This is a genomic window from Staphylococcus sp. EG-SA-15 (assembly GCF_017151895.1).
In the GTDB taxonomy this organism is placed as follows: Bacteria; Bacillota; Bacilli; order Staphylococcales; family Staphylococcaceae; genus Staphylococcus; species Staphylococcus aureus.
The window spans coordinates 22,272-48,518 of the sequence record NZ_JACVZN010000016.1 but is presented as its reverse complement, the minus strand read 5'-3'; the positions used below and the strand labels follow the sequence as shown (position 1 = coordinate 48,518).

Genomic DNA, 26,247 nt, shown 5'->3' with positions numbered 1-26,247 from the left:
GTATTGCTAAACGTAGTTACTGCATTAGGATTATTATAATTATAAATAGAAAGAGAGCGTGATTAAAAATGAATGAGATTGAAACTATTATAAGTGAAATAGAAAAGTTATTAACTAACAATACACCATATAGTATTTCAAAAAATTCAGGTGTACCACGTCAAACAGTTACAGATTTAAAGGTAGGTAAAACTAAAATAAAAGAAGCTAAATTTAAAACGATAATCAAGTTATATGAATATCAAAGAACATTAGAAAATAAAACAGAATGTTAACAAAAATATTTTGTTAGGTTAGGTGGACAAGAAATTAAATTTCTAATGATTTCATGGTTGTCTGTCCACGTTTTGTCCACCTCAATAAGATAAACTCTTAGTTTTAGAAATTGTACATGGTTAAATAATCAAAAATGCATATTATGAAATTATCATTGCCATTAAATCTTGAATAATCTTTAAGTGATGATATTAAAGGCTGAACACAGTAAATAAGTTAACTTTAATGCAGTATTCTATACTATACATATTTTGTAATAATGTTTATGTGCATAATTTTTCATTGACAATTTTTTATATTAAATTGTGTAATTGGCATATATGATGATTTGTGATAATTATATTCTAATATAGCATTTGATTTTATGATTTTTAAAATTAATAGATTTGAAAAGTATACTTTATTTCATGAAAGTTTTTGGTACATTTATTTGAAAATGTTTTTATTACAAAGTTACATGCCTAAATGTTTCTTAACAAAATTAATTCATCGAGTGTAAAGAATCGTGTGGTAAACATAATTTATATAGATTATAAGGAGGTGAAAATGGTCGAGGAAGTAAAAACGATAAAATAGTTTGAATGTTTTGATTTTAATTCTGATAGGACTATTGAATTTGCAAACTAATAAGAATGTGAGATTTGATTTAATACGAAGTCATATTCTTTGAATAAAATATTACTTTCTCACCATTAGTAAAATGAAGATGACTATTAAAGTGCGAAAAACAAATAAAAAAGAGAAAATAGAATTTTTAATAGGGACGTTTATAATTATTTTAGTAATATTAGGGTTCAAAATTATGAAATAAATGTATAGTATTTGAGAAGTCTATATGACTCCGGAAAAATTAAATTCTAAAGATATCTCAATATCTCAAATTTAATAGACTACTGGAGTTAGTAGTTTGAATATTGAAAGACACTAATCTAATAAAAATACATAAAAGGTTAAACTTTAGAAGTGGCTGTAAACTTCAATGAATACTAAACATTGAAGTTTTGTAAAAGGCGTAAGGTATACAAGACAAATCGTTTATCTTTGACAAAGTAATTGATGATGAAAAGTCGTTAATATGTAGAAACAAAAATTGAAAATATAAAATTTAACTATTATGAAGTGATGATAGCCATTAATGAATAGAAAAATAATAAAATCATTTATAGATAAAAAATACGTTAAGTTCACAGAATTTCGAAAAAAAGCAGAAAACATTGTACAGATATGGAGATGAAAAAATGTCAGAATACAAGAAAAAAATAATTGAATTAATTGAAAGTAATTTAACAGGATATGAAATTTCTAAAAAAACTGGAGTTTCTCAATACGTACTTTCACAATTAAGACAGGGCAAACGCGAAGTAGATAATCTAACCCTGAATACAACAGAAAAATTATATGAATATGCCAATAAAGTTTTGTAATTTAACTAATGTATAAATTAATCAAGCTATGTTTATTTGATTTAACTATTAATAAAAATCATATGGTGAATGGATATTATAATAATTAAAATACAAAAATAGTAGATTCCAATTTGTGAAAAAGGAGTATGTCGTTTCATTTAGAATTTATTGCACGAAATTAGCATCGAATAAGGGAAAATAAGTGTTAAGTTTTAAATGATAAAAAAGATTGGAATGGATCGTCTTGAAATGCTCCCTTCAAAGTTTTCATTTTTTCAATGTCGACTTCGAAGGGGGCATTTTCATTAAATTGTTATAGCTTTTTATATTTGTATAATGAACATATAAGTTTAAGAAGGTGCGAGTGAAGGAAATAAAAAAGCTCAAATGTACCAAATTGTTAATCTTAATAAATCTCTACTTTATAAAGATTGAATGGACATTCGAGCGTTAATCAGTCAGGAGGGAATTTCACTCCTACAATTTAATAATAATACTTGCTTCACCACTGTACAAGGAGTGATTTGTTATGTTCAAAGTGAATTATTCGATTTTAAGTTATTATCCAGAATATAATATCGCAGTAAGTTGGCAACGTTTAAGAGAAGGAAAAACAATAAAAAACAAGATTTAATACTGCTGCGTCATGAGGCGCTTGAACATTATTTGATGAATAAGTATAATTTCAACTATGATTATGCACATAAAATTGTATCAAAAAAATACGATTATTCAATTTTTATAAAAAAGAAGGTGGATTAAATGCTTACATTAATAAAATTGAAAGAAGATGAACAGGTTATAATATATGAATATATACCTGAAGATGATATAAGTAACGGTAAAGGTTCAGTAACTTTTAATAAAAAAGATGCAGAGGTTATAGATTTCTCATTATCTGAAATAGAAAATGAAGAATATTTTATGTTATATCGTAATAAGTCTTTTTCTGTAGTAAGAGACTTTATCGAGAAGCAAGAATTTCCCGAAAATTATAAAATAGCATGGTATTAATGCATCCTTTCTAGACAGATAAAGAGAAAGTGGTGCTATTTTTATATGCTTTTTTAACTATTTACTGAAATAGCAGAATCACAAAAGTTAACATATTTAAAAGAACTTGGTGAAGATGGCGAATATAAATATGTTGCCAAAATAGATAGTAAAACGTCTAAACTATGTCATTCGCTCAACGGCAAAGTATTTAAAGTTAAAGATATGATACCAGGTGTGAATGCGCCACCTATGCATCCTTGGTGTAGAAGTACCACAGTGCCACATGTTGGCAATTGGTGAGACAAGTTCTTTAAAGAGCGTGAAGGTAAATATCAAGTAGAAGATGACACAACCAAAGATGAATTACAACAAGCTAAAGTATTAGGAAAGAAAATATATATTACTGATCAAGCAATTGATAAAGTCAGATATGTTGATATTCCAACACATACCAAAGAAGAAAATCAATTTATACAAGAACAACATAAAGCCTTGCTTAAAGATGCCAAAGAAAACAATGATAGCAATGAAGTAGCTTATTTATTAAAAGATGGTAAAGTTACAAAAGTATATGGTGATCAAGATAGTGTATCTTTTGCACCAGGGGAAAAAGCAACAGAATTGTTATTTAACAGTAAACCGAATTCAATTGTTATGTTACATAACCATCCTGGGCAGTCTAGTTTTTCTCTTACAGACTTGTATTTATTTATATTTAATAATTCTATTAAAACACTGACAATTGTTACAAATAAAGGTCAAACAAAGTACTTAACTAAGACAAAAGAATATTGCAAATCAACTTGTATTGATTGTATTAAAAAATATAATAAAAATAAGAATATAAAAAAATTCAATCATAAGGATATTGATATGATTCTAAAGAGATTATATAATAGTGGTAACATAATATATAAAGTTAGGTGATTAAAATGTATTTTGCACAGTTAGATGGTGAAATAACTAATAAACAGTCACAAGAATTATTGGATAAAGAATACAAGAAAGCAATAGAATTAGAAAATAAGAATAAAGAACAAAAATTAGAAAAATAGCATCCTTTCTACACAGATAAAGAGAAAGTGCTGCTATTTTTATACACTTTTTTAACCTTCCAATGTGAAGGTTATTTTTTATTGTCCAAAACGTGCTGATGACATTTTAAAAGCAAGTATGGAATATCAGTCGACAGACTATAAACGGAGGTATGTCTCATGGAGAAAAATGAAAGTAATATTACTGACGTAACTCAGAACGAAGAGCAACTAGACAACAGTGATGAACAATCACAACAGAATGAGAAAACATTTTCTCAAGAAGAAGTATCACAATTGATTAAAGAGCGTATAGCTAGAGAACGCAAAAAATCAGATGAACGTATTAAAGATGCGGTTCAAGAAGCTGAGAAGTTAGCTAAAATGAAGTAGCTTATTTATTAAAAGGTGCTAAAGTTACAAAAGTATATGGCGATCAAGATAGTGTATCTTTTGTGCCAGGGTAACAAGCAACCGAATTATTATTTAACAGTAAACCGAATTCAATTGTTATGTTACATAACCATCCTGGACAATCAGGATTTTCATTGAATGGTTTAAAGATGTTTATTGGAAATAAATCTATCCAAACAACGACTATTGTTACTAACTATAGTGTAGTAAAACATATAAGTAAAACTTCATTATATAATCAGTCTCAAGTTTATAAAATTATGAAAGATATAAAACAATCTATAACTATGAGAAATAATGAAGCGATAGTTGATAATATTCTAAAGCAACTTTATAATAAAACATATATAAAACGAAAGGACAAATAGGAGTAATACATTATGTCAATTCAACAATTAGATGGTTACATTTCTATAGAAGATTTTTTTAAGCATATGGATGAATTATCGAAGAAAGAAGAATTAGAAAAAGAAATTAATCAATCAAAGTCTAAATATCAATAGCATCCTTTCTACACAGATAAAGAGAAGGTGGTGCTATTTTTATACGCTTTTTTAACTATTTACTGAAAATGCAGAATCACAAAAGTTAACATATTTAAAAGAACTTGGTGAAGATGGCGAATATAAATATGTTGCCAAAATAGATAGTAAAACATCTAAATTATGTCATTCACTCAACGGAAAAATATTTAAAGTTAAAGATATGATACCAGGTGTGAATGCGCCACCTATGCATCCTTAGTGTAGAAGTACCACAGTGCCACATGTTGGCAGTTGGCGAGACAAGTTCTTTAAAGAGCGTGAAGGTAAATATCAGGTAGAAGTAAAAGAAGCTAAATTACAAGAAAAAGCTAAAAACCAGATGAAAGAAATGATTGAAAGTTGTAAAATGAAAATAGAAATAAATTGTGAAAAACAAAATGGACATATGTTAGGTCATCATCTATATAATGAAAATAAAAAAAGAGCCATTTTAAATAATAAGAAATTGCCTAGCTATACAATACTTTCTATAGATTTATTGAATGAATTGTTAAGAGAAAAAATGTCAACAGGCAATCTAATATTAAGTGATGAGCTATTTGATATGAAAGAGATTATTAATTTTAATCAAATTATTGGAAAAGCACATATCGATAATGTGTATATTGAAACCAGAAAAGGAAAAGTGCATTATTCGAAGACAGGTGCTCATATAGTACCTTATATTGATAAGTAGGTGAAAAGTATTGAGAATTGAAGATGCATATCGTAAAGATGTTATTATCACGCTTTTGAATAATGAAGAATACGAAGGGTTTGTAACTGACTATGAAAATGAATTTGAGAGTGAAACAGGAAATCTTGTTGTAGATATACAGACTGATTTTGCTGTTTATTCGTTTGATGAAACTGAGATAAAAAGTATTAGATTATTAAAATAATTTCTAAATAGCATCCTTTCTACACAGATAAAGATAAAGTGATGCCATTTTTTGCGCTTTTATAACAACTAAGGATACAAGACACATACCTTCAACAAAATCTTCATCTAAACCTATCGATTTCCTAAGTTCAATTTTAAACACAAAGTTTATTTGTAAAGATGCACACCTATAAAAATCTTAATCATCGAAATGTCACAAACATCTCCATATTAAAAACTTAAATAGTGCATTCCATTTAAACTAAACATCGATATTCCTACCAAAATAGATTTAGTAATTCAAATGATAATACATCACTTTCATAAAATAACTATAACCATCATAATACTTCTCAAATCTCGTCAAATTAAAGTAAATACAGCACAAATTAACATTTTTAAATATATAAAATAAAACAAGATACTCAATAATCTGTAGTACCTTGTTTTGGAATAATGTAATTTTATATCATCAACGGCTACAAATGAGCAGTTTCATATATAAATAAACACAACTACTCAACTAATCTTGATTAATTAATAAATGATTTGCCAGATGACATATAACAGCATTATTAGATTAATTCTAATAGTTTATTTAAATTTTCTTCGGTTGTCGCCCAGCTGGTTGCGAATCTAACAACACGATGTTGATCATCGTATTTTTCCCAAATAGCAAATTTAACTTTTTGTTCTAACTCTGCTATTTTTTCGTTACTTAAAATAAAAAATTGTTGATTGGTTGGAGAATCAAAGTAAAGACGATAGCCTTTATTTATAAACCCGTCTTTCATCTTATTTGCCATTTCGATAGCATGTCTGCTTATATTAAAATATAAATTGTCCGTAAATAATTCTAAAAATTGTATGCCTGTTAACCGTCCTTTTGCTAGAAGGGCACCGTGATGCTTGATTCGAGTGGTAAATTGTTTCGGTTCATTATTTTTCGTAAAAACAATGGCTTCCCCGCATAATGCACCTATCTTCGTACCACCTATATAAAATACATCACAATATTTAGCGATGTCTTTAATAGTCATATCTGATTGGTCACTCATCAATCCATACCCTAATCGTGCACCATCCATAAATAATGGAAGCTGATATTGCTTACATACTTTACATAACTCTTTCAATTCTGATTTAGAGTATAATGTGCCATATTCTGTAGGATGAGAAATATATACCATTCCTGGGAATACCATATGGTCCTTTTTAAAATCACTTTTAAATGTCTCCATGTAAGTTTCAACATCTGAAGCACTAACTTTTCCTTCCTTAGAGGGTATAGTAATTACTTTATGTCCACTATATTCAATTGCACCGCCCTCATGCACAGCAACATGACCAGTGTCTGCTGAAATAACCCCTTCGTAACTTTCTAACATTGAATTAATAACAACCTGATTGGTTTGCGTTCCACCTACTAAAAAACGGATAGTAGCATTTGGACAATCAATTGTATCTTTAATCTTTTCAATTGCCTGAGCTGTGAATTGATCAAAGCCATATCCCGAAGCTTGTACAAGATTTGTATCTACTAATCGTTTTAATACTTTTTCATGAGCACCTTCTAAATAATCATTTTCAAATGAGATCACTACATTTCCCCCTAAAACTAATATCAGCATTTTAATATGATAAACTAATTTCAAAACTAGTTCGATATTTAAAATGTATTGTGAATTGTTAAAGTTTGTATCGCATTATCGCGAAGTTGAATAAATATATTATACATCAAACAATACATTAAGAAAATTAATTAATTTTTAATCATAGCGACTTTTCATGCTGGAACACATGTATTAATGATTGAATTTTACTGTTAAAAGTTCTATGATTTAGGAAATAGAGAAAAGAGGGGATTTAAATGGAACAAATTAAACTTAAAACTTTTACAGCTGAGACTTTAGAGTTATTAGAAAAAAACATTAATGCTTTTTTAAGTTCTGAAGAAGCTACAAATTTAAAATTAGTAAATATTACTATTAAAGAAATAGAAGAAAGAACATTCCCAAATAATGAAGAAGAATTCAATGCAATTTTAACTTTATCTGTGAATAAATAATATGACGTGAAAGGTGCAAAATGTTTTTTGTGCCTTTCTTTATAGGAGAAAAGACTATGCGATTTACATTTTCAAACGATTTAGGAACGTTATTTACTATTATTTTAGCCATTGGATTCATCATTAATTTAGTATTGGCTTTTATTATTATCTTTTTAGAAAGAAATAGGCGTACAGCGAGTTCAACTTGGGCATGGCTATTTGTACTTTTTGTCTTACCATTGATTGGTTTTATTCTTTACTTGTTTTTTGGTAGAACCGTTTCGGCACGCAAATTGAATAAAAACAATGGTAACGTGTTAACGGATTTCGATGGACTTTTAAAACAACAAATAGAAAGCTTTGATAAAGGTAATTATGGTACTGATAACAAACAAGTTCAAAAACATCATGATTTAGTACGTATGCTTTTGATGGATCAAGATGGTTTTTTAACTGAAAATAATAAAGTTGATCATTTCATTGATGGAAATGATTTATATGATCAAGTTTTAAAAGATATTAAAAATGCAAAAGAATATATCCATTTAGAGTACTATACTTTCGCTTTAGATGGTTTAGGTAAAAGAATTTTACATGCTTTAGAAGAAAAATTGAAACAAGGTCTAGAAGTAAAAATATTATATGATGATGTTGGATCTAAAAATGTTAAGATGGCAAATTTTGATCATTTTAAATCGTTAGGTGGAGAAGTTGAAGCATTTTTTGCTTCAAAATTACCGTTATTGAATTTCAGAATGAATAATAGAAATCATAGAAAAATCATCGTAATCGATGGTCAACTAGGTTATGTCGGAGGATTTAACATTGGTGATGAATATCTAGGATTAGGAAAATTAGGATATTGGAGAGATACGCATTTACGTATACAAGGGGATGCGGTTGATGCACTGCAGTTGCGATTTATTTTAGACTGGAATTCGCAAGCGCACCGTCCACAATTTGAATATGATGTTAAGTATTTCCCTAAAAAGAACGGACCATTGGGCAATTCACCAATTCAAATAGCTGCAAGTGGCCCGGCTAGTGACTGGCATCAAATTGAATACGGTTATACAAAAATGATTATGAGTGCAAAGAAATCTGTATATTTACAATCACCATATTTCATTCCGGATAATTCATATATAAATGCCATTAAAATTGCTGCTAAATCAGGTGTAGATGTACATTTAATGATTCCATGTAAGCCAGATCATCCATTAGTATATTGGGCGACATTTTCAAATGCCTCTGACTTATTATCAAGTGGTGTTAAAATTTATACGTATGAAAATGGATTTATACATTCTAAAATGTGCTTAATTGATGATGAAATCGTATCAGTGGGCACAGCAAATATGGACTTTAGAAGTTTTGAATTAAATTTTGAAGTAAATGCCTTTGTATATGATGAAAATCTTGCTAAAGATTTAAGGGTGGCTTATGAACATGATATTACAAAATCAAAACAACTAACCAAAGAATCATATGCCAATAGACCGCTGTCTGTTAAATTCAAAGAATCGTTAGCAAAATTAGTTTCGCCAATTTTATAATTTATTTGTAAGGAGTCTCGATTATAGAGGCTCTTTTTATTTTGCCCAAAATTAAAATAACGATAAATATATTATGTAAATCTAATAATGACATTTGTCATTTCAAATCTATGACAAAGTGTTCTATTTTAAATCTAATAAATTTACTAATATTAAATTAATAAAATATTAAGAGGTGGTTCATTTGATTCAAATATCTAATATTAATAAATCATTTAAGAAAAAGCGTGTTTTAAAAAACATTTCATTTGATATTGAAAAAGGTTGGATCTAAATACAAACAAAAAAGTATTGAGTGTTTTGATTTAAGAGACTTGGAAAGTGAGTCAATAATCAAAATCTTACTCAATACTTTTATTTTGGTACTCGCAATTTAGATTTGTTAACTAATTTTTTCGCTTATTATAAAACGAAACAATCAAGTAAACGATAAAGCCTACAAAGATACCCAATAAAATAGATAGTACTGCCGTCACTATTAATGGTAATTTGAAAAATATTTGTAGGAAAATACCAATGATAATTGCGATAATTACTGCAATTAATGTGACTGTATTTTCATTTGAAATGTTCATTTATTTTCACTCCTTAACAATAACATTATATCATGCTATAGCTTTCCAAAATATTGAAATATGTAGATATGGCTATTGACGATATTTCTTAACTTTTATATGATTAATCGGAATGAAAAAAGAGAAGTAGGTGGCAATATGAAGTCAAATAAATCGCTTGCTATGATTGTGGTAGCCATCATTATTGTAGGTGTATTAGCATTTCAATTTATGAATCATACGGGTCCTTTCAAAAAGGGGACGAATCATGAAACTGTACAAGATTTAAATGGTAAAGATAAAGTACATGTTCAAAGAGTTGTGGATGGTGATACATTTATTGCAAATCAAAATGGTAAAGAAATTAAAGTTAGGCTTATAGGGGTTGATACGCCAGAAACGGTGAAACCGAATACGCCTGTACAACCATTTGGCAAAGAAGCATCAAATTATAGTAAGAAGACATTAACAAATCAAGATGTTTATTTAGAATATGATAAAGAAAAACAAGATCGCTATGGTAGAACATTGGCGTATGTATGGATAAGTAAAGATCGTATGTACAATAAGGAATTAGTGGAAAAGGGACTTGCTAGAGAGAAGTATTTTTCACCAAATGGCAAATATAGAAATGTATTTATAGAAGCACAAAATAAAGCTAAACAACAGAAATTAAATATTTGGAGTAAATAATTAAATAGGTGATTATATATATTAAAGTAAAATATACTTGAAGCATCGATTTATTATTACCATAAATTTATATATAGAAATAATTTAAAGGCATAATAACCATAGTGCGTATCGAGCGTAATGGATTATTATGCCTTTGATTTTACTTGAATATAGCTGTGATTTGATCAACCTGTTCTTTATTTAAAGGGTGTTTAGATAGCTCTATGGCTTCGCTAATAATACGTCGTAACGAAGATTTTGTTGAAACTGTATCAACATATTTATCTCTTTCTTCAGAACCTTGAATGATATTAACTGTACCATCACTAAAGTAAATAACACCGGTACTTTGGACTTTAAAGTTAAAGTTTTGTTCAATATGATCCTTTAATGCTTTCGCATTATTTGCTGCTAATTGATACGGATCATAATCATAAAAATCATAAATAACACGATTTGGTTGAACTGTTTCTGTAAAAGTATAGATAGACTTTCTTGATGAATTAAACTGATCATGATATTGCTGGCTAATGTAATGACCGACAACTTTTTCAATATTACTATTGCTTATTTCTGTATCATGCTCATCAGGTACATCAAAGTGATAAAATGTTTTTTCACCCCAGCTTTTTACATCAACGTTTATTAAACCGATATCTGAAACAATGATAAAATCAAATGAACGTGCATACTCGAAAAACGGATGTTTAGTAGCTAAATTGCTTGTAACGATAATATCGTAATATTTTAATTTACCATTTTCGAGATAGCTATCTAAAATCTTGCGTAATTCTCTTTTAGCATTTTTGTATGCATGGTGGCCAACATCATTATTAGAACTCAGCATTTGACTTCTTAATTCAGCATTTTCTGCACTTAATGCTTTGTTCTTTTTAATAAGTTGCTTTCTTGCATAAACTTCGGTATCTATTTTACTATTACTATACCTTTGATTTAAAACTAATATACCAATTAATGCTACAATGATAATGATAAGTACAACATAAAAAGACATTTTTTCACCAATCCTTTTTGACTTCTTTAACTTTGTATACAATAATAATTAATAAAGATTAATTGTTATTCAATTTCCCACATTTTTATTAGTTGATTTTAGTTCATCATTGTTATAATCAAATTATAAACTGACAGATATTGATGTTCAATGAATATGACGTGAAAGATTCGTGAATTCAAGTTTATGTCGAATTTATGTTATAACGGTCATTTAAATGACAGAATTAGGTCACTCATAGTATTTTGAAGATTGAATTCATTAATTTTAAAATGTATAATGATATTTGTGAAAGCGCTTGCTTAGGAGGTGTATTTGAGAGTGAATGAAATGAATGCTAAAGAACAATTAGTGGACAATTTAATGAAAACATCATCGCAATTATTTAAATTTCACGGTGAAGTTGCCATGCAGCTTTTCTTAAATGATGAATTAAAATTACCTTCTATTGTTGAAATATGCGTGGAACGTAAGCGTTTAAGTGATATTGTGAAAGTTATTCCGCAATCATATGCGTTACTATACATAGATAAGCAAGATCAAGCAATAGCTAAAGAAGATTTATCACTTTCAAAAATTGCAAAAGTTTATGTGCAATATGATGATACAACAATAATGAGTATTTTCGTTTATGATGTAGTAAACGATGAATGGATTTTTAGATTGGATCCGAATATACGTATACCTAAGAGTAACATATACTTCCATAGTTTAAATTGGGATGTGGATTATATTAAACCGGAGATCGTTCTAATGTATGATCTAATGCAACACCATCAGTATCATCATTATTCCAATTATAAACGAGTCATAGATGCATTAAGCTACTATCAATTTTTTATTTTAAAATTTGTAGTAGGTGAGCAACGTATTAAGGATGCAATCCAGAGAACAATAAATAATTAAGAAAAAAGCAATTCATAACGCAGTTGAATACATGTGTTACGAATTGCTTTTATATTAGTTTTTATCACACAAGTTTTTTAATGCAACCCCGTGATAGCAAAACTCATATGTAGATAATACAGCTTTTTCAGCATCATCTACATGAATTCCAAACATCATCGAGATTTCCGAAGCACCTTGGTTAATCATTTTTAAGTTAATTTTTGATTCAGCTAAGGCATGTGTAATTTTATTTGCAGTACCGATGACTTTATTCATACCTTCGCCGACAATCATTAATATTGCTAAATCATGCTCAATACTTAGCTCATCAACATCACATTTTTGACGAATTTCATTTAATACTTTTGTTTCTTTATTTTGAATTTGTTTTGAACGCATAACGATACTGATAGTATCAATACCTGAAGGCATATGATCAAATGAAATATTATTATCCTCTAAGACACCTAATATCTTTCTAGTAAACCCGACTTGTCTATTCATTAAATACTTTTTGATATTAATAACGGTAAAATCTTTATCACAACTTATACCGCTAATCACATTTTTCGCATTTATTTCTCTATCATGCACTATAAATGTACCTTTATCTTGAGGGCGGTTCGTATTTTTAATCACCACAGGGATGCGATCTTTATAAAGTGGTTGTAAGGCTTCATCATGGAAAACACTAAAACCAGCATAAGATAATTCACGCATTTCTCGATAAGTGATTTCTTCGATTAATTCAGGATCTTTGATGATATTTGGATTAGCTTTATAAATACCAGACACATCGGTGAAATTTTCATAAATTGTAGCTCTAACACCACTTGATATGATGGCGCCAGTTATATCTGATCCGCCACGTGGAAATGTAACTATATATCCTTCATGAGATACGCCGAAAAATCCTGGGATAATTAGTTTCTCATCATAATCTCTTAATTTTTTAATTTCAGAGTAAGCACTATCTAATATTTGTGCTTCTTGTGGGACGTCAGTAACAAAAATACCCGCTTCCTTCGGTGATATATATTTTGTTGGTATACCTTGACTATTATTATATAAAGCTATCAATTGCGCATTAAAATCTTCACCACAAGAAAGTAATGCATCTAATAGTCTCTTTGGTTCATTTTTTAATTGATTAATATAATGTTCCAAAGTCACATCTATCGTCCGTAAAATACTTTCATCCATTTGCAATTCTTTTACAATATCATCATAACGCTGAATAATTTCTCTTTTTTTATCATGATAATCAAGATGATTAATGACCTTTTCATATAATCTGATTAACAAATCAGTTGTTTTAATATCATTATCATGTCTTTTACCTGGAGCAGAAACGATAACAATCTTTCGCTCTGGATCAGAATTAACAATATTTAAAACCTTTTTAATTTGAGTAGCATTGGAGACGGAGCTACCACCGAATTTGGAAACTTTCATAGTGCATGCCAACCTTTCTAAAAAATCAGAAAATTGTATTCAGTTTTGTAAGTAAGAATGATATTATGTATTTATATTTTGAATATTACGAACTTTACAAAAATAAAGAATAATTCTATACTATACTATCATCTAGTGTTTTTCAATAATACATTTGTTTTTCTCAAAAGCACAAACGGAGGTACATAAAATGAAAAAATTAAATATAGCATTATTAGGATTAGGTACTGTCGGATCTGGTGTTGTTAAAATCATCGAAGAGAACCGACAGCAAATTCAAGATACATTAAATAAAGATATTGTCATAAAGCATATTCTTGTTCGAGATAAATCTAAAAAGAGACCGCTAAATATTAGCCAATATCATTTAACTGAAGATGTTAATGAAATTTTAAATGATGATTCATTAGATATTATCGTTGAAGTCATGGGAGGAATTGAACCAACTGTAGATTGGTTAAGAACAGCACTTAAAAATAAAAAACATGTTATTACCGCAAATAAAGATTTATTAGCAGTACATCTTAAACTTTTAGAAGATTTAGCAGAAGAAAATGGTGTAGCTTTAAAGTTTGAAGCGAGTGTAGCAGGTGGTATTCCGATCGTAAATGCCATAAATAATGGTTTGAATGCGAATAATATTTCAAAATTTATGGGAATTTTAAATGGTACCTCTAATTTTATTTTATCTAAAATGACTAAAGAGCAAACGACATTTGAGGAAGCACTTGATGAAGCGAAAAGACTTGGTTTTGCTGAAGCGGATCCAACTGATGATGTAGAAGGGGTAGATGCAGCGCGTAAAGTTGTCATTACATCATATTTATCATTTAACCAAGTCATTAAATTAAACGACGTTAAACGAAGAGGAATTAGTGGCGTAACTTTAACTGATATTAATGTAGCCGATCAACTGGGGTATAAAATTAAATTGATTGGTAAGGGAATATATGAAAATGGCAAAGTTAATGCATCGGTAGAACCAACGTTAATTGATAAAAAGCATCAATTAGCAGCTGTAGAGGATGAATATAACGCGATTTATGTCATTGGTGATGCTGTTGGTGACACGATGTTTTATGGAAAAGGAGCAGGCAGTTTAGCAACAGGTAGTGCCGTTGTCAGTGATTTATTGAATGTAGCATTATTCTTTGAATCAGATTTACACACATTGCCACCACATTTTGAATTAAAGACAGATAAAACACGGGAAATGATGGATTCAGATGCAGAAATTAATATTAAAGAAAAATCCAATTTCTTTGTAGTAGTGAATCATGTCAAAGGTTCAATTGAAAATTTTGAAAATGAGTTAAAGGCAATATTACCATTTCACCGATCATTAAGAGTTGCAAATTACGATAATCAATCATATGCCGCTGTTATAGTTGGATTGGAATCATCACCGGAAGAATTAATCACTAAGCATGGATACGAAGTTGACAAAGTATACCCAGTAGAAGGAGTTTAATTATAATGAGAAGATGGCAAGGATTAGTAGAAGAGTTTAAAGCACATTTACCAGTAAATGAAAATACACCAAAATTAACATTGAACGAGGGAAATACACCACTCATTCATTGTGAAAATATGTCTAAAATACTAGGCATAGATTTATATGTGAAGTATGAAGGTGCCAATCCGACAGGTTCATTTAAAGATCGCGGTATGGTAATGGCTGTGACAAAAGCAAAAGAGCAAGGTAAGAAAATTGTAATATGCGCTTCGACTGGAAATACATCAGCGTCTGCAGCAGCATATGCAGCGAGAGCAGGTTTAAAAGCTATCGTCGTAATACCAGAAGGTAAAATTGCATTAGGTAAATTGTCGCAAGCAGTAATGTATGGTGCAGAAATCGTTTCTATTGAAGGAAACTTTGATGAAGCTTTAGAAATTGTAAAAGAAATTGCAAAAAGTGGCGAAATCGAGCTTGTAAACTCTGTCAATCCATTTAGAATCGAAGGACAAAAGACAGGCTCATTTGAAATTGTACAACAATTAGACGGTGAAGCACCTGATATTTTAGCGATTCCTGTAGGTAATGCAGGTAATATTACTGCATATTGGAAAGGCTTTAAAGAATATCATGAAGCTAAAGGATCACAATTGCCGAAAATGTTTGGCTTCCAAGCTGAAGGCGCATCACCAATTGTTCAAAATAAAGTCATTAAAAATCCTGAAACGATTGCAACTGCTATTCGAATTGGTAATCCTGCTAGTTGGGATAAGGCGACTAATGCTCTTAAAGAATCAAATGGATTAATAGATAGTGTTACTGATGATGAAATTCTAGAAGCATATCAGTTAATGACAACTAAAGAAGGTGTCTTTAGTGAACCAGCGAGTAATGCTTCTATTGCAGGTTTAATTAAATTGCATAGACAAGGTAAATTACCTCAAGGTAAAAAAGTAGTTGCTATTTTAACTGGTAATGGATTAAAAGATCCTGATACTGCTATTTCACTACTAGATAATCCGATAAAGCCATTGCCAAATGATAAAGATAGCATTATCGATTATATTAAAGGAGCTTTATAACATGTCGAATGTTTTGGAGTTAACAATTCCTGCATCAACAGCCAACCTTGGAGTTGGCTTTGATTCTATAGGTATGGCTTTAGATAAATTTTTGCATCTGTCTGTAAAGGAAACATCAGGGACAAAATGGGAATATATTTTCCATGATGATGCATCTAAGCAATTGCCTACTGACGAAACAAACTTTATTTATCATGTAGCACAACAAGTTGCTTCTAAATATAGTGTTGACTTGCCTAATTTATGTATCGAAATGAGAAGTGATATTCCATTGGCAAGAGGGTTAGGTTCGTCAGCTTCTGCTTTAGTAGGAGCTATATATATCGCAAATTATTTTGGTGATATCCAACTGTCTAAACATGAGGTATTACAATTAGCGACTGAAATCGAAGGACATCCTGATAATGTTGCGCCGACCATTTATGGTGGTTTAATCGCTGGATATTATAATGATGTCTCGAAAGAAACGTCAGTTGCACATATCGACATACCAGACGTGGATGTGATTGTAACGATACCAACTTATGAACTAAAAACAGAAGCATCAAGACGTGCTTTACCACAAAAATTAACACATAGTGAAGCGGTTAAAAGTAGTGCAATTAGTAATACAATGATTTGTGCATTAGCACAGCACAATTATGAATTAGCAGGTAAACTCATGCAACAAGATGGCTTTCATGAACCGTATCGTCAGCATTTAATTGCTGAATTTGATGAAGTGAAAACAATTGCTAGTCAACATAATGCCTATGCAACTGTAATTAGTGGTGCTGGACCAACTATTTTAATATTTAGTCGTAAAGAAAATAGTGGGGAATTGGTTCGCTCTTTAAATAGTCAGGTAGTATCATGCCATTCTGAATTGGTCGATATTAATATCAGTGGTGTTAAAGAACGAATTGTATACCAATAGACGCTTTATATTGTAAAATAGTATTAAATGCAGAATAGAGAGGAGATTTAATGCGATATGACAAATTATAAAGTTGTCGTTTTAGATATGGATGACACATTGCTAAATTCAGATAATGTGATATCAGAAGAAACTGCAAATTATTTAACAGCAATTCAAGATGAAGGTTATTATGTTGTTTTAGCATCTGGTAGACCTACTGAAGGTATGATTCCAACTGCTAGAGATTTAAAATTACCTGAACATCATAGCTATATTATTAGTTATAACGGTAGTAAAACGATTAACATGACTAATGAAGAAGTAGAAGTAAGTAAATCGATTGGTAAGCAAGATTTCGATGAAATTGTAGATTATTGTCGAGACAGAGGCTTTTTCGTTCTTACATATCATGATGGTCAAATTATTTACGACAGCGAACATGAGTATATGAATATTGAAGCAGAATTAACAGGTTTACCGATGAAACGTGTTGATGATATCAAAGCGTATATTCAAGGCGATGTACCCAAGGTCATGGGTGTAGATTATGTAGCGAATATTACAGAAGCTAGAATTGATTTGAATGGTGTGTTCAATGATAATGTAGATGCTACGACAAGTAAGCCATTCTTCTTAGAATTTATGGCCAAAGATGTTTCAAAAGGTAATGCAATTAAAGCGTTATGTCACAAATTGGGATATTCGGTGGATCAAGTCATTGCTTTTGGTGATAGTATGAATGATAAATCAATGTTTGAAGTCGCAGGTCTAGCTATTGCTATGGGGAATGCATCAGATGAACTTAAGCAATATGCAGATGAAGTTACGTTGGACCATAATGAAAATGGTATTCCACATGCGCTCAAAAAATTGTTATAAATTTTAAAATAAGCCTTAACACATGATATTTGAATAAGATATCTTGTGGTTAAGGCTTTTTATTTATGTGAAAATGACTTCAGTTATACTATGGAGGATTTGAAATACATATTTTAGATTAGTAATGATATCAAACGAATAGAGTAAATGTATATTTTTTGAATAAATCAAGTATTAACTAGTCACTGAAGGTAGATAAATAAATTTGATCATTCTGAATAATAACGAATGCATTAAAAAATGCAGTGACAATCTAACATTAATTGTTAAAATCACTGCAAGCATCTTGATTTTATTTAGCTGTTTGTGTCCAGTCATGCTTACCTCTGAAACGTTTTACATGAGCATATATTTGGTCAGCAGTATAATCTAAATTTGTATAAACTGTAATACTGAACGCTGATTGGTTTTCAGCAAATGATTCTTCGGAAAATAATTCCTTTAAGTGCATAAATAAATCATTCATTTGTTTATGGTTTAAACCGGGATATTCCCTTAAAGTTCTCTTTAATAATTGTCCGTTCTTTTCTTCTAATGCTTGAACTACAATAACAAATCTTTCATCTTGCTTTAGTACATCATCAAATAAATTTGTTTGTCCAATCATTGAATTTCACCCCTGAAAAGTTATTGTTATCTATATTATACACGATATGCAAAATATCTAAAATAAAGAATGGTAACATGGTAATAATAAAATATAAACAGAATACTAGTTAATACACTTTATACTAGAAAAAGATATTAAAGTATATCTGCTCTACACCATTAAAAAGCGGCAAATGCTATAGATAATCTAAAGCATCTGCCGTATGAGAATTTATTTATTTTTGATTGTCATAATCGTGTGGTTTTAAATTAATTGTTTCTAGCTTTACAAATTTTGTTTTGTGAATGATTTTATGAATAAAGTAAATCAACGCTAGAATGATTAAAGGTAAAAAGTTTTTAAAAGCATTTAACCATTGATCTTTTAAAATATATTCAACTGAGCCACCAAATAGCAAGAATAATAGTGTAGTGATGACAATGATTGGTCCTAATGGATAAAAAGGTGCTTTATATGGTAGGACCTTATTAGGGTCTTGACCTTGTTTTTTAATAGCTTGTCGCAATCGTATTTGTGACCAAATGCTTGATCCCCAAACAACTATAATCATTGAACCAATAATTTCAAGTAAATTAAAAACGGCATTTGAATTAAAGTTTGCATAAATAATAACAATAACAACGACTGCATAAGTAGTTAATAATGCTCTTAAAGGTAACTTAGTTGTCTTGTTTAATTTACTTAAAAATTGGGGTGCTTTTTTGTCTGAACTTAAGGAATACAACATTCTGCCTGTTGTATAAACACCTGAATTTGCAGCGGATAATAATGAAGTTAAAATAACCGCGTTGATTACTGATGCTGCAAAGGCTATGCCTACTCTATCGAATACAATTGTAAATGGGCTTTGACTTATTGAACTACTTGCTCTTAATAATGATGGATCTGTGTACGGAATAATTGCACCAATTACTGCAATTGATAAGACATAGAATAAAAGAATACGCCAAAATACTTGTTTAATTGCCTTAGGCATAGACTTTTTAGGGTCATCTGATTCACCAGCAGTTACTGCTACTACTTCTGTACCACCAACCGAAAATCCGGCGACTAATAATACGCCTAAGAAACCAGAGATACCACCAACAAACGGTGCTTGGCCTTTTGTATAGTTTTCAAATCCATATGTATGACCACCTAAGATACCGAAAATCATTAAAAAGCCAAAAATAACGAATACGATAATTGTTAACACTTTAATCAATGATAACCAAAACTCAGTTTCTCCAAATGATTTTACAGAAAAAATGTTTAATAATAGTAAAATTGTAATAAAGATTAAGCTCCAAGTAATGGGGTGGAAAAATTTAAATGTGTCCCAGAAATAAAGCACATTTGACGCTACTATGACATCAACACTTGTAACTAATGACCACAATGCCCAATACAACCATCCCATGGTAAAGCCAAGAGATGAGTCAATAAAGCGTGTTGAATAAGAGCTGAATGAACCTGATACTGGATAAAATGTTGCCAACTCTCCAATTGATGACATTAAGAAATATAGCATGACACCAATAACAAGATAAGCGAGTATAGCGCCTCCAGGACCAGCTTGAGAAATGATATTACCAGTAGCTACAAATAGACCAGTCCCAATTGCACCACCTATAGCAATCATGGAAATGTGTCTTGAGTTAAGACTACGGTTCATTTTATTATCTTCCATATTTAGTCTCCCATCTATTTAAATATACCCATTATTGTAAGCTTTTTAAGTGTACTATTCAATAACTATTTAGTACTGTAAAGCGAAAAAATTAAAATTTTCTGATTTTTTAATCATCTTGAGCATGTTTAATTGTAATTTTGATGGGGTTAAATTATAATATGTATTAAATTATAATTATTATAAATTGTGGAGGGATGACTATGTCACAACAAGACAAAAAGTTAACTGGTGTTTTTGGGCATCCAGTATCAGACCGAGAAAATAGTATGACAGCAGGGCCTAGGGGACCTCTTTTAATGCAAGATATTTACTTTTTAGAGCAAATGTCTCAATTTGATAGAGAAGTAATACCAGAACGTCGAATGCATGCCAAAGGTTCTGGTGCATTTGGGACATTTACTGTAACTAAAGATATAACAAAATATACGAATGCTAAAATATTCTCTGAAATAGGTAAGCAAACCGAAATGTTTGCCCGTTTCTCTACTGTAGCAGGAGAACGTGGTGCTGCTGATGCGGAGCGTGACATTCGAGGATTTGCGTTAAAGTTCTACACTGAAGAAGGGAACTGGGATTTAGTAGGGAATAACACACCAGTATTCTTCTTTAGAGATCCAAAGTTATTTGTTAGTTTAAATCGTGCGGTGAAACGAGATCCTAGAACAAATATGAGAGATGCACAAAATAACTGGGATTTCTGGACGGGTCTTCCAGAAGCATTGCACCAAGTAACGATCTTAATGTCAGATAGAGGGATTCCTAAAGATTTACGTCATATGCATGGGTTCGGTTCTCACACATACTCTATGTATAATGATTCTGGTGAACGTGTTTGGGTTAAATTCCATTTTAGAACGCAACAAGGTATTGAAAACTTAACTGATGAAGAAGCTGCTGAAATTATAGCTACAGATCGTGATTCATCTCAACGCGATTTATTCGAAGCCATTGAAAAAGGTGATTATCCAAAATGGACAATGTATATTCAAGTAATGACTGAGGAACAAGCTAAAAACCATAAAGATAATCCATTTGATTTAACAAAAGTATGGTATCACGATGAGTATCCTCTAATTGAAGTTGGAGAGTTTGAATTAAATAGAAATCCAGATAATTACTTTATGGATGTTGAACAAGCTGCGTTTGCACCAACTAATATTATTCCAGGATTAGATTTTTCTCCAGACAAAATGCTGCAAGGGCGTTTATTCTCATATGGCGATGCGCAAAGATATCGATTAGGAGTTAATCATTGGCAGATTCCTGTAAACCAACCTAAAGGTGTTGGTATTGAAAATATTTGTCCTTTTAGTAGAGATGGTCAAATGCGCGTAGTTGACAATAACCAAGGTGGAGGAACACATTATTATCCAAATAACCATGGTAAATTTGATTCTCAACCTGAATATAAAAAGCCACCATTCCCAACTGATGGATACGGCTATGAATATAATCAACGTCAAGATGATGATAATTATTTTGAACAACCAGGTAAATTGTTTAGATTACAATCAGAGGACGCTAAAGAAAGAATTTTTACAAATACAGCAAATGCAATGGAAGGCGTAACGGATAATGTTAAACGACGTCATATTCGTCATTGTTACAAAGCTGACCCAGAATATGGTAAAGGTGTTGCAAAAGCATTAGGTATTGATATAAATTCTATTGATCTTGAAACTGAAAATGATGAAACATACGAAAACTTTGAAAAATAAATTTGATATGTAGTTTCTATATTGCGTAGTTGAGCAGTTTATGATATCATAATAAATCGTAAAGATTCCTAACAAGAGAGGGTGTTTAACGTGCGCGTAAACGTAACATTAGCATGCACAGAATGTGGCGATCGTAACTATATCACTACTAAAAATAAACGTAATAATCCTGAGCGTATTGAAATGAAAAAATATTGCCCAAGATTAAACAAATATACGTTACATCGTGAAACTAAGTAATTCTTATCATTCAAATACGACGATTTGAAAATAAAGCGGGCTTACCTATTATATTGGGGAGCTCGCTTTTTTATGAAATTTTTGTGAAGAGTGATTAATGGATTGAGTTTCATCGGTAGAACAATATATGATTATATTAGTTGTTACTTTATTAAAATTTGAGAATATTTATAGAAGGAAATAGATTACTGATTTTATAAAGTCACTTTGTTAGCGAATGCTTGAAAGAGTATTTAATATAGTAGAATTTAAAATTTTAAAGCGGAATTTAATAAGTACGAAGTAATTCTGGGTATGTTTTATAAATGTTCGACAATACACTTTAATGTTAAATATGATGGTTTAGAAAATGATTTAACAAAGAAATGAAACTTTACTGTTGAATTATGTGAGGATTGTGTTATTATATAAATCGTAATAATTACGATTTGATAAAAAGTGAGGTAACTATATATGGCTAAGAAATCTAAAATAGCAAAAGAGAGAAAAAGAGAAGAGTTAGTAAATAAATATTACGAATTACGTAAAGAGTTAAAAGCAAAAGGTGATTACGAAGCGTTAAGAAAATTACCAAGAGATTCATCACCTACACGTTTAACTAGAAGATGTAAAGTAACTGGAAGACCTAGAGGTGTATTACGTAAATTTGAAATGTCTCGTATTGCGTTTAGAGAACATGCGCACAAAGGACAAATTCCAGGTGTTAAAAAATCAAGTTGGTAAAATCAAATTTCGTACTTTAGCCCATTTACAATATCAATAAAACAATGTACAGTATATACGAATGCTATAAACTGAATGTTTTCTCATATTAATAAGGAAACATTCGGTTTTTAATTTGCATTTAAAAATAATTAGTTTTTAAAGGGGCTATTTAAAGTGAAAATATTTGATTACGAAGATATTCAATTAATACCTAATAAATGCATAGTTGAAAGTAGGTCTGAATGTGATACAACTATCCAATTTGGTCCGAAAAAATTCAAGCTACCTGTAGTTCCTGCAAATATGCAAACAGTTATGAATGAGAAATTAGCGAAATGGTTTGCTGAAAATGATTACTTTTATATCATGCATCGTTTTGATGAAGAAGCAAGAATACCTTTTATAAAACATATGCAAAATTCAGGCTTATTTGCATCTATTTCAGTTGGTGTAAAGAAAGCGGAATTTGATTTTATTGAAAAGTTAGCTCAAGAAAAATTAATCCCCGAATATATTACAATAGATATTGCGCATGGTCACTCAGATTCAGTGATAAACATGATTAAACATATAAAAACCCATATACCTGATAGTTTTGTTATTGCTGGTAATGTTGGCACGCCAGAAGGTGTTAGAGAATTAGAAAATGCTGGTGCTGATGCTACCAAAGTCGGTATAGGTCCTGGTAGAGTTTGTATTACAAAGATTAAAACAGGTTTTGGTACTGGTGGTTGGCAGTTAGCGGCATTAAACATATGTAGTAAAGCAGCTCGTAAACCTTTGATTGCCGATGGTGGTATAAGAACGCATGGCGACATTGCTAAATCAATTAGATTTGGTGCATCAATGGTCATGATTGGTTCATTATTTGCTGCACACGAAGAATCACCTGGTGAAACTGTAGAACTTGATGGTAAACAGTATAAAGAATATTTTGGTAGTGCATCTGAATTTCAAAAAGGCGAACATAAAAATGTAGAAGGTAAAAAAATGTTTGTAGAACATAAGGGTTCATTAATGGATACCTTAAAAGAAATGCAACAAGATTTACAAAGCTCAATTTCATATGCCGGTGGAAAAGACTTGAAATCATTACGTACTGTAGATTATGTTATTGTTAGAAACTCTATTTTCAACGGTGATAGAGATTAATATTTATAGTAGGTGATGTAAATTAAAAAATTCATAGTAACTGTTGTTGCGTTTTTATCAATTATTATCATTGCGCCAATAACAGAATTTAAACCATTCATTCATTTACAAAATGAAGTAAGACAATATATTGACATTCACATCAATAAAGAAACAATTTCTGCGGAAAATAAATTGGATACACCGAAGAAACAACAATTTGCCTTTAATAATATACAAATGAACATGTCGAAATCAGATGTTGAGAAAACATTAAATAAACCAAAAAGAGTGACATTTAATGAATATGGTACGAAGTGGTATACGTATTATGATGACGATTACAATAATTTTATAATGATAAGTTACATGAAAGATAAAGTTAATGCGTTATATACAAATCAAAATATAATCACTTCAAAATCAAAAATTAAATACAATACACCTAAATCGGTTGTAAGGCAAAGATTAGGCGAACCAGAAACAGAGATTGTTAAAGGTAGAGTGCGTTACGAACAAAATAATAAAGAATATGATGTTTTCCATAAAAATCACATTTATACGACGGTATTTTATGATAAGCATCGACGTAATAATGTAACAGCTGTTTTACAAGTAAGTGATGCTATGGAAAATAGATTAAAAGAACAATATGGAGCACCTTCGAAATCGCTTGCAGATAGTTTTGAACTACAAAATTTTGATTTAGTTAATGCTGAAAGAAAACAACATCAATTATTTACATTGAAGTATTCTAAACAGAATTCTGAAACTGCACGTAAGCATAGTAAAGATATGGCCAACAATCATTATTTTGATCATACAAATTTAAAAGGTCAATCACCATTTGATCGATTGAAAAAAGATGGTATTACATTTAACTCAGCCGGAGAGAATTTAGCATATGGTCAAGTTAGTAGTATCTATGCACATCAAGGATTAATGAATTCTATTGGTCACAGAAAAAATATTTTAAATGATACGTTTAAAATATTAGGTGTTGGTGTTGATTTTAATGATGAAAAACAACCTTTTTGGACAGAAAATTATACTGGTTAATGTTTTTGGTATGAGTTTAAAGGGTAATGTTTGTCTGTAAGGAAGTAGATAAACATGATGACAACAGATAAACCAAAAGATGCGGATATACTTGAACGCGTCAAAGATATACTTAATAAAAAAGAAAGAAAAAATAATAATGGCTCGCTCCTGTAAATTATTACGGGGGCGAGTTTTAATTTGTGTAACATTTTGCAGGAATCTGTAATTCAAAATTTATATTAAAGAATGAGATTATCTAACAATTCGCAATTTCTGTTTGAACTGAATTTAGATTAGAATAAATAAAACCTCTTGAAAACGAAACTTTTTCAAGAGGTCCAAAATTTATAAAAATGAGGGTTTAACAATTACGATAATATATAACGGTTTAAAATATTACATTTCGCGGTACAAACCAATTACTTTCCCAATTACAGCAACATTGTCGAGGTAAATTGGCTCCATTGTACTATTTTCAGGTTGTAATCGATAACGATTTTTTTCTTTATAGAAGCGTTTGACAGTTGCTTCATCTTCCTCAGTCATAGCAACAATAATGTCTCCATTTTCTGCTATGGTTTGACTGCGAACAATTACTTTGTCTCCGTCTAATATACCAGCCTCAATCATACTGTCGCCTACGACGTTTAATATGAATATGTCGCTATTATGTGTCGATGTTAAGTGTTCAGGTAATGGAAAATACTCTTCAATATTTTCTACAGCGGTAATAGGAACACCTGCTGTGACTTTACCAATAACTGGCACATGAATCGTTTCTTCCATATTAATATTATCATTTGTTTGATCACTTACAATTTCTATAGCACGTGGTTTCGTTGGATCTCTTCTTATATATCCTTTTTCTTCAAGACGTGAAAGATGACCATGAACAGTTGAACTGGATGCTAAGCCAACTGCTTCACCAATTTCGCGAACACTAGGCGGATAACCTTTCATTTGAACAACTTGTTTAATATAGTTATATATTTCGCTTTGTCGTTTTGTTAATTCTCTCATATATAGGCACTCCCTAAATTAATTTAAATACAGTATATCATTAATTCACAACCAAAACAAACATTTGTT

At 30.3% G+C, this 26,247-nt stretch carries 32 protein-coding genes and 3 pseudogenes; 27 read left to right on the top strand and 8 right to left on the bottom strand.

From position 1 onward, the window contains the following. Window positions 1-68 precede the first annotated feature (68 nt). The 13 genes and pseudogenes from IDG64_RS08550 to IDG64_RS08500 all read left to right on the top strand — a co-directional run bounded on the left by IDG64_RS08550 (window position 69) and on the right by IDG64_RS08500 (window position 5,552). Window positions 69-275 carry a hypothetical protein gene (locus tag IDG64_RS08550; protein WP_001002340.1) on the top strand — a complete coding sequence of 69 codons (207 nt, stop codon included), beginning with the start codon at window positions 69-71 and terminating at the stop codon, window positions 273-275. A 701-nt stretch (window positions 276-976) separates the two neighbouring features. Further along, window positions 977-1,087 (top strand): hypothetical protein, encoded by a 111-nt coding sequence (locus IDG64_RS08545; protein WP_001788716.1) that lies wholly within the window; start codon window positions 977-979, stop codon window positions 1,085-1,087. Between the two features lie 427 nt (window positions 1,088-1,514). Beyond that, window positions 1,515-1,700 carry a hypothetical protein gene (locus tag IDG64_RS08540; protein ID WP_000006110.1) on the top strand — a complete coding sequence of 62 codons (186 nt, stop codon included), beginning with the start codon at window positions 1,515-1,517 and terminating at the stop codon, window positions 1,698-1,700. 511 nt (window positions 1,701-2,211) lie between these two features. Continuing rightward, window positions 2,212-2,316, top strand: a complete 105-nt coding sequence (locus IDG64_RS08535; protein WP_000477492.1) for a hypothetical protein — start codon at window positions 2,212-2,214, stop codon at window positions 2,314-2,316. Window positions 2,317-2,444: 128 nt separating this feature from the next. After that, window positions 2,445-2,696: a hypothetical protein gene (locus tag IDG64_RS08530; RefSeq protein ID WP_000956747.1), complete on the top strand. Its 252-nt coding sequence runs from the start codon at window positions 2,445-2,447 to the stop codon at window positions 2,694-2,696. Between the two features lie 72 nt (window positions 2,697-2,768). Continuing rightward, window positions 2,769-2,975: pseudogene (locus tag IDG64_RS15165) on the top strand (minor capsid protein); the annotation flags it as partial. A gap of 195 nt (window positions 2,976-3,170) precedes the next feature. Then, the gene (locus IDG64_RS15160) at window positions 3,171-3,605 is read left to right on the top strand and encodes a hypothetical protein (RefSeq protein ID WP_000910096.1); all 435 of its coding nucleotides are present in this window, start codon (window positions 3,171-3,173) and stop codon (window positions 3,603-3,605) included. 5 nt (window positions 3,606-3,610) lie between these two features. Then, on the top strand, window positions 3,611-3,733 hold the full coding sequence (locus tag IDG64_RS15505) for a hypothetical protein (RefSeq protein WP_000273438.1): 123 nt from the start codon (window positions 3,611-3,613) through the stop codon (window positions 3,731-3,733). Window positions 3,734-3,797: 64 nt separating this feature from the next. Beyond that, window positions 3,798-3,926 carry a hypothetical protein gene (locus IDG64_RS08520; RefSeq protein ID WP_031835011.1) on the top strand — a complete coding sequence of 43 codons (129 nt, stop codon included), beginning with the start codon at window positions 3,798-3,800 and terminating at the stop codon, window positions 3,924-3,926. Beyond that, window positions 3,893-4,105, top strand: a complete 213-nt coding sequence (locus tag IDG64_RS08515) for a hypothetical protein (RefSeq protein WP_001566611.1) — start codon at window positions 3,893-3,895, stop codon at window positions 4,103-4,105. The genes IDG64_RS08520 and IDG64_RS08515 overlap by 34 nt, the downstream gene beginning before the upstream one ends. Before the next feature lie 401 nt (window positions 4,106-4,506). Then, window positions 4,507-4,629, top strand: a complete 123-nt coding sequence (locus IDG64_RS15500) for a hypothetical protein (RefSeq protein ID WP_000027399.1) — start codon at window positions 4,507-4,509, stop codon at window positions 4,627-4,629. Between the two features lie 70 nt (window positions 4,630-4,699). Continuing rightward, window positions 4,700-5,347: pseudogene (locus tag IDG64_RS08505) on the top strand (minor capsid protein); the annotation flags it as partial. A gap of 10 nt (window positions 5,348-5,357) precedes the next feature. Then, window positions 5,358-5,552 carry a hypothetical protein gene (locus IDG64_RS08500; RefSeq protein ID WP_001217295.1) on the top strand — a complete coding sequence of 65 codons (195 nt, stop codon included), beginning with the start codon at window positions 5,358-5,360 and terminating at the stop codon, window positions 5,550-5,552. 556 nt (window positions 5,553-6,108) lie between these two features. Here the strand turns inward: IDG64_RS08500 and IDG64_RS08495 are convergent. Next, on the bottom strand, window positions 6,109-7,134 hold the full coding sequence (locus tag IDG64_RS08495; RefSeq protein ID WP_000622704.1) for a threonine aldolase family protein: 1,026 nt from the start codon (window positions 7,132-7,134) through the stop codon (window positions 6,109-6,111). A gap of 269 nt (window positions 7,135-7,403) precedes the next feature. Between IDG64_RS08495 and IDG64_RS08490 the strand changes: the two genes are divergently transcribed. The 3 genes and pseudogenes from IDG64_RS08490 to IDG64_RS08480 all read left to right on the top strand — a co-directional run. Further along, window positions 7,404-7,601, top strand: coding sequence for a hypothetical protein (locus IDG64_RS08490; RefSeq protein ID WP_000435068.1), 198 nt, complete (start codon window positions 7,404-7,406; stop codon window positions 7,599-7,601). A gap of 56 nt (window positions 7,602-7,657) precedes the next feature. Next, a complete protein-coding gene (gene cls, locus IDG64_RS08485; protein ID WP_001212860.1) occupies window positions 7,658-9,139 on the top strand; it encodes a cardiolipin synthase in 1,482 nt (493 codons plus the stop codon). 175 nt (window positions 9,140-9,314) lie between these two features. Beyond that, window positions 9,315-9,404, top strand: a pseudogene (locus IDG64_RS08480) (ABC transporter ATP-binding protein); the annotation flags it as partial. A gap of 121 nt (window positions 9,405-9,525) precedes the next feature. Here the strand turns inward: IDG64_RS08480 and IDG64_RS08475 are convergent. Then, window positions 9,526-9,714 (bottom strand): hypothetical protein, encoded by a 189-nt coding sequence (locus IDG64_RS08475; RefSeq protein ID WP_001027143.1) that lies wholly within the window; start codon window positions 9,712-9,714, stop codon window positions 9,526-9,528. 138 nt (window positions 9,715-9,852) lie between these two features. Here IDG64_RS08475 and nucI point away from each other — a divergent pair, with 138 nt between their 5' ends. Beyond that, on the top strand, window positions 9,853-10,386 hold the full coding sequence (nucI, locus tag IDG64_RS08470) for a thermonuclease NucI (protein ID WP_000841351.1): 534 nt from the start codon (window positions 9,853-9,855) through the stop codon (window positions 10,384-10,386). A gap of 142 nt (window positions 10,387-10,528) precedes the next feature. Here the strand turns inward: nucI and IDG64_RS08465 are convergent, their stop codons facing one another. Continuing rightward, window positions 10,529-11,383 carry a hypothetical protein gene (locus IDG64_RS08465; RefSeq protein ID WP_000011823.1) on the bottom strand — a complete coding sequence of 285 codons (855 nt, stop codon included), beginning with the start codon at window positions 11,381-11,383 and terminating at the stop codon, window positions 10,529-10,531. Between the two features lie 330 nt (window positions 11,384-11,713). Here IDG64_RS08465 and IDG64_RS08460 point away from each other — a divergent pair, with 330 nt between their 5' ends. Continuing rightward, a complete protein-coding gene (locus IDG64_RS08460; protein WP_001803470.1) occupies window positions 11,714-12,289 on the top strand; it encodes a hypothetical protein in 576 nt (191 codons plus the stop codon). 54 nt (window positions 12,290-12,343) lie between these two features. Here IDG64_RS08460 and IDG64_RS08455 read toward each other — a convergent pair whose 3' ends face one another. After that, window positions 12,344-13,726 carry an aspartate kinase gene (locus IDG64_RS08455; RefSeq protein ID WP_000868645.1) on the bottom strand — a complete coding sequence of 461 codons (1,383 nt, stop codon included), beginning with the start codon at window positions 13,724-13,726 and terminating at the stop codon, window positions 12,344-12,346. 190 nt (window positions 13,727-13,916) lie between these two features. On the opposite strand from IDG64_RS08455, the gene IDG64_RS08450 reads away from it, so the two are divergent. Genes IDG64_RS08450 through IDG64_RS08435 form a run of 4 tightly spaced genes read left to right on the top strand, consistent with a single transcriptional unit; the run spans window position 13,917 to window position 18,041 of the window. Next, window positions 13,917-15,197: a homoserine dehydrogenase gene (locus tag IDG64_RS08450; RefSeq protein ID WP_000735864.1), complete on the top strand. Its 1,281-nt coding sequence runs from the start codon at window positions 13,917-13,919 to the stop codon at window positions 15,195-15,197. A 5-nt stretch (window positions 15,198-15,202) separates the two neighbouring features. After that, window positions 15,203-16,264, top strand: a complete 1,062-nt coding sequence (gene thrC, locus IDG64_RS08445; protein WP_001255460.1) for a threonine synthase — start codon at window positions 15,203-15,205, stop codon at window positions 16,262-16,264. Between the two features lies 1 nt (window position 16,265). Next, window positions 16,266-17,180: a homoserine kinase gene (gene thrB / locus IDG64_RS08440; protein WP_000073184.1), complete on the top strand. Its 915-nt coding sequence runs from the start codon at window positions 16,266-16,268 to the stop codon at window positions 17,178-17,180. A 57-nt stretch (window positions 17,181-17,237) separates the two neighbouring features. Beyond that, entirely contained in the window at window positions 17,238-18,041 is an 804-nt protein-coding gene (locus IDG64_RS08435; RefSeq protein WP_000186309.1) for a Cof-type HAD-IIB family hydrolase, read from the top strand. 292 nt (window positions 18,042-18,333) lie between these two features. Here IDG64_RS08435 and IDG64_RS08430 read toward each other — a convergent pair whose 3' ends face one another. The 3 genes from IDG64_RS08430 to IDG64_RS08420 form a co-directional block, all read right to left on the bottom strand. Then, on the bottom strand, window positions 18,334-18,648 hold the full coding sequence (locus IDG64_RS08430; RefSeq protein WP_000580198.1) for a hypothetical protein: 315 nt from the start codon (window positions 18,646-18,648) through the stop codon (window positions 18,334-18,336). Next, window positions 18,623-18,727, bottom strand: a complete 105-nt coding sequence (locus IDG64_RS08425) for a hypothetical protein (RefSeq protein WP_001791424.1) — start codon at window positions 18,725-18,727, stop codon at window positions 18,623-18,625. The genes IDG64_RS08430 and IDG64_RS08425 overlap by 26 nt, the downstream gene beginning before the upstream one ends. A 138-nt stretch (window positions 18,728-18,865) precedes the next feature. Further along, window positions 18,866-20,320: an amino acid permease gene (locus IDG64_RS08420; protein WP_000389956.1), complete on the bottom strand. Its 1,455-nt coding sequence runs from the start codon at window positions 20,318-20,320 to the stop codon at window positions 18,866-18,868. A gap of 203 nt (window positions 20,321-20,523) precedes the next feature. On the opposite strand from IDG64_RS08420, the gene IDG64_RS08415 reads away from it, so the two are divergent. The 5 genes from IDG64_RS08415 (at window position 20,524) to IDG64_RS08395 (ending at window position 25,176) form a co-directional block, all read left to right on the top strand. Continuing rightward, a complete protein-coding gene (locus IDG64_RS08415) occupies window positions 20,524-22,041 on the top strand; it encodes a catalase (protein WP_000082542.1) in 1,518 nt (505 codons plus the stop codon). 90 nt (window positions 22,042-22,131) lie between these two features. Further along, window positions 22,132-22,281 carry a 50S ribosomal protein L33 gene (gene rpmG / locus IDG64_RS08410; protein WP_001265708.1) on the top strand — a complete coding sequence of 50 codons (150 nt, stop codon included), beginning with the start codon at window positions 22,132-22,134 and terminating at the stop codon, window positions 22,279-22,281. A 453-nt stretch (window positions 22,282-22,734) separates the two neighbouring features. Continuing rightward, on the top strand, window positions 22,735-23,004 hold the full coding sequence (gene rpsN, locus IDG64_RS08405; protein ID WP_001085655.1) for a 30S ribosomal protein S14: 270 nt from the start codon (window positions 22,735-22,737) through the stop codon (window positions 23,002-23,004). A gap of 156 nt (window positions 23,005-23,160) precedes the next feature. Further along, window positions 23,161-24,138, top strand: a complete 978-nt coding sequence (gene guaC, locus IDG64_RS08400; protein WP_000688126.1) for a GMP reductase — start codon at window positions 23,161-23,163, stop codon at window positions 24,136-24,138. A gap of 21 nt (window positions 24,139-24,159) precedes the next feature. Continuing rightward, window positions 24,160-25,176: a CAP domain-containing protein gene (locus IDG64_RS08395; protein WP_172792699.1), complete on the top strand. Its 1,017-nt coding sequence runs from the start codon at window positions 24,160-24,162 to the stop codon at window positions 25,174-25,176. Between the two features lie 378 nt (window positions 25,177-25,554). Here the strand turns inward: IDG64_RS08395 and lexA are convergent, their stop codons facing one another. Next, entirely contained in the window at window positions 25,555-26,178 is a 624-nt protein-coding gene (lexA, locus tag IDG64_RS08390; RefSeq protein WP_001208755.1) for a transcriptional repressor LexA, read from the bottom strand. Window positions 26,179-26,247 lie beyond the last annotated feature (69 nt).